Genomic DNA, 2,831 nt, shown 5'->3' on the forward strand with positions numbered 1-2,831 from the left:
CCGCCCCGGTGCCGACGGCGAGCGTGGCACCCGACCCGGTGCCGAGCGCGCCCAGGTGCGCGGTGACGGCGTCGCTGGAGACGGCCGTGGAGCGGGTGCGCAGCTCCTCGGCCAGGATGTCGTGCACCCGGTTGGCGTCCAGCGCCCCGGAGTGCGTCATGGAGCGGAATCCGCGGAGGCCCACGGCGGCGGCCGACACGTGGGGGCGCCCGCCGAACTGGGCGGCAAACCCGCGGCACAGCTCGCGCACCACCTCCGGCACCGTCGACCGGCCTCCGACGATCGTGGCGGGCGGCCCCGTGACCTCGTACGACCTGCCGGCCCGGGACCCGGCGAACCGCAAGCGCGAACCCGTGCCGCCGATGTCCACGCCAACCACTCGAACGTCCACTTCGGGGCCCTTTGCCCCGCCCTGCTGACCAGTCACAATCGGCACCGGCACATATTCACCCGGTACGCCACCTCGCGCACGTGTCAGCTGTCATACGGGCCCAGGCGGCCGCGCTGGTCCGTGGTGCCGTGGCGAAAGCTGACGACCGCCCCGGGACGACTCCCCGCCGTCAGCGCTCGCCGACGCCCGAGGTTCTGTTCGAGCCACGCCGTTGCATCGTTTCATGTGCGTTTCTGCAGGCAAGAGCTCATGGTCTGAACAGAACTTCAGGACCGGTGAAGCACGCAGCGATCTGCGCATCACGAACCAGCCGGCGGTGCCGGGCAGCTGCCCGCGGCACTGCTGCCCAGAAACGGCACGCGGGACCGCGGCGTCACCCGAAGAGGGTGACCCGTCCGGGCGCCCCGTCCCCCGACGATGAGGCCGTGCGCAACCGTCCCGGCCCGTCGTCCCCCGGCGGCCCCTGATGTCCGCCCTCGCCGTGCTGGCGGTGGGGCTGGTCCTGCTGCTCGCGGGATCCCTGTCGGTGCGCCTGGCGGTGCTGCTGGCCGGGTTCGGGGTGTCGTGGACGCTCGCGGTCGCCCTGGACGCCGACACCGGCACGGCCCTGCTCATCGGCGTAGCCGGCGCGGTCCTCGCGTTCCTGATCGTCCTCATCGCGGCCCGGCTGATGTTCTTCGTCTGCGGCCTGTGCGTCGGCGCCGTGATCGGTGCCAAGGTCTTCGTGCTGGTGCAGGGCGGCGCCGCGGACGTGCTGCTCGCGGTGATCCTGATCCCGGCCGTGGCCCTGCTGTGCGCGTTCCTGGCCAGGCGGCTGGGGCGGCGGTTCCTGATCTGGGGCACGGCGGCCGGCGGCGCCACCCTGGTCCTGTCCGGCGTCGGCCGCCTCTGGTCCGACGCCGGGCAGCTCTGGCAGCCCCGGACCGGCGGCGGCGTGGCGCTGTTCCTGGCGCTGTGGGTGGTGCTCGCCGTCATCGGCGCGATGGTCCAGAAGCGCGGCCTGCGGTCGCGCACCGGCCAGGCCGACACGTAGCCGCCGCACTCACCGGTAACGGGTGAGGCGCGGCGCCCCGCGGCGCGGTGGAGTGGCAGGGTCAGGCAGCACGCGCGCCCGAAGGAGACGTCGATGTCCCAGTCCACCCTCACCGCCTGGAAGTTCGAGACCGCCGACGGCGCGGAGACGGCGGCGAAGACGATCCAGCAGCTCGCCAAGCAGAAGCTCGTCACGGTGCACGACGCCGCGACCGTCCGGTGGGACGTCGGGGCCAAGAAGCCCAGGACCCAGCAGCTGTCCTCGCTGACCGGCGCCGGTGCCCTCGGGGGTGCCTTCTGGGGAATGCTCTTCGGCCTGCTGTTCTTCGTCCCCCTGCTCGGCGCCGCGATCGGCGCCGCCACCGGCGCCCTGAGCGGCGCGCTCGCGGACGTCGGCATCGACGACGGCTTCATCAACCGCGTCCGGGACAAGATCACGCCGGGAACCTCGGCGCTGTTCGTCCTGTCGTCCGACGCCGTCGTGGACAGGATCCGGGACGCGTTCGCGGGGCAGGAGACGCCCGAGCTCGTGTTCACCAACCTCAGCACCGAGCAGGAGGCCGCGCTGCGCGAGGTCTTCGGCGAGGAGCAGCAGACCGCCAAGGAGGCATCATGACCAGCGCATCCGGGTCCGAGCCGGTCCAGGGCACCTACCCCGGCGGCAGGGGCGGCCCCGTCGAGTACGGGGAGACCAGCTCCGCGGCACTGACCACCGCGGCGTTCGCCGGGGTCATGCTCATCATGGTCTCCGTTTTCCAGATCCTCCAGGGGATCGCGGCGACCGCCGCGGGCACGGTGTACGTGACGGGCGCGGAGTACGTCTTCCAGCTCGACGTGTCCACGTGGGGCTGGATCCACATCGTCGTGGGTGCGCTCGCGCTCGCCACCGGTATCGGCGTCCTGGCGACCCAGACGTGGGCCTATGTCCTCGGCATCGTCCTCGCCGCGATCTCGTGTCTCACCAACTTTGCGTTCATACCCTATTACCCAATTTGGAGTCTCGTCGTCATTGCCTTTGATGTCGCCGTAATCTGGGCATTGTCCACACTTATAGCGAATCGCAGATGACAGCCGGAGAAATGGGTGATTCCCAGCGGCCCGCAGGCAGCTCCGCACAATGACCGGCATCATGACGAAGAAGCGCACATCCCGCTCTCGGTGCCCGCGTCCGTCGACACGACATTTCTGACCGGCATCTCCGACGGGATCGCGTGAATTCCAGGCCGGTGCCGTACCCACGTCGCCGACCGGTGGTCAGGGGGCGGCCGCCGCACTTCACGTCGAGTGAGGAAATGCGGAATGCGCGCTAACCCGAGCCCTGTTGTCCCTCGCGGCACAAGCCTCGTGTCCCACCCGACGGGGACGGCGCCCGGCCCGCGCACGACGCCGCGGCGGGCGGTCGACGACG

Annotated in this window: 3 protein-coding genes and 1 pseudogene; 3 read left to right on the forward strand and 1 reads right to left on the reverse strand. The window is 71.1% G+C overall.

The genetic code is table 11. The annotated features are described in order from the left end of the window. Nucleotides 1-436, reverse strand: a pseudogene (locus PROKR_RS36150) (hypothetical protein); the annotation flags it as partial. Nucleotides 437-857: 421 nt separating this feature from the next. On the opposite strand from PROKR_RS36150, the gene PROKR_RS24960 reads away from it, so the two are divergent. The 3 genes from PROKR_RS24960 to PROKR_RS24970 all read left to right on the forward strand — a co-directional run bounded on the left by PROKR_RS24960 (nt 858) and on the right by PROKR_RS24970 (nt 2,491). Next, nucleotides 858-1,424 carry a hypothetical protein gene (locus PROKR_RS24960; protein WP_036969001.1) on the forward strand — a complete coding sequence of 189 codons (567 nt, stop codon included), beginning with the start codon at nt 858-860 and terminating at the stop codon, nt 1,422-1,424. A gap of 93 nt (nt 1,425-1,517) precedes the next feature. After that, nucleotides 1,518-2,039, forward strand: a complete 522-nt coding sequence (locus PROKR_RS24965; RefSeq protein WP_036969004.1) for a DUF1269 domain-containing protein — start codon at nt 1,518-1,520, stop codon at nt 2,037-2,039. Further along, nucleotides 2,036-2,491: a DUF7144 family membrane protein gene (locus PROKR_RS24970; protein ID WP_084800670.1), complete on the forward strand. Its 456-nt coding sequence runs from the start codon at nt 2,036-2,038 to the stop codon at nt 2,489-2,491. Before PROKR_RS24965 ends, PROKR_RS24970 begins: the two co-directional genes overlap by 4 nt. The last annotated feature ends 340 nt before the right edge of the window (nt 2,492-2,831 follow it).

It is taken from the genome of Promicromonospora kroppenstedtii DSM 19349 (assembly GCF_000515355.1).
In the GTDB taxonomy this organism is placed as follows: domain Bacteria; phylum Actinomycetota; class Actinomycetes; order Actinomycetales; family Cellulomonadaceae; genus Promicromonospora; species Promicromonospora kroppenstedtii.

Bases quoted from the DNA above. Each gene is read 5' to 3' on its own strand.
- PROKR_RS24965 (WP_036969004.1), top strand. From the start codon at position 1,518: ATGTCCCAGTCCACCCTCACCGCCTGGAAGTTCGAGACCGCCGACGGC.
- PROKR_RS24960 (WP_036969001.1), top strand. From the start codon at position 858: ATGTCCGCCCTCGCCGTGCTGGCGGTGGGGCTGGTCCTGCTGCTCGCG.
- PROKR_RS24970 (WP_084800670.1), top strand. From the start codon at position 2,036: ATGACCAGCGCATCCGGGTCCGAGCCGGTCCAGGGCACCTACCCCGGC.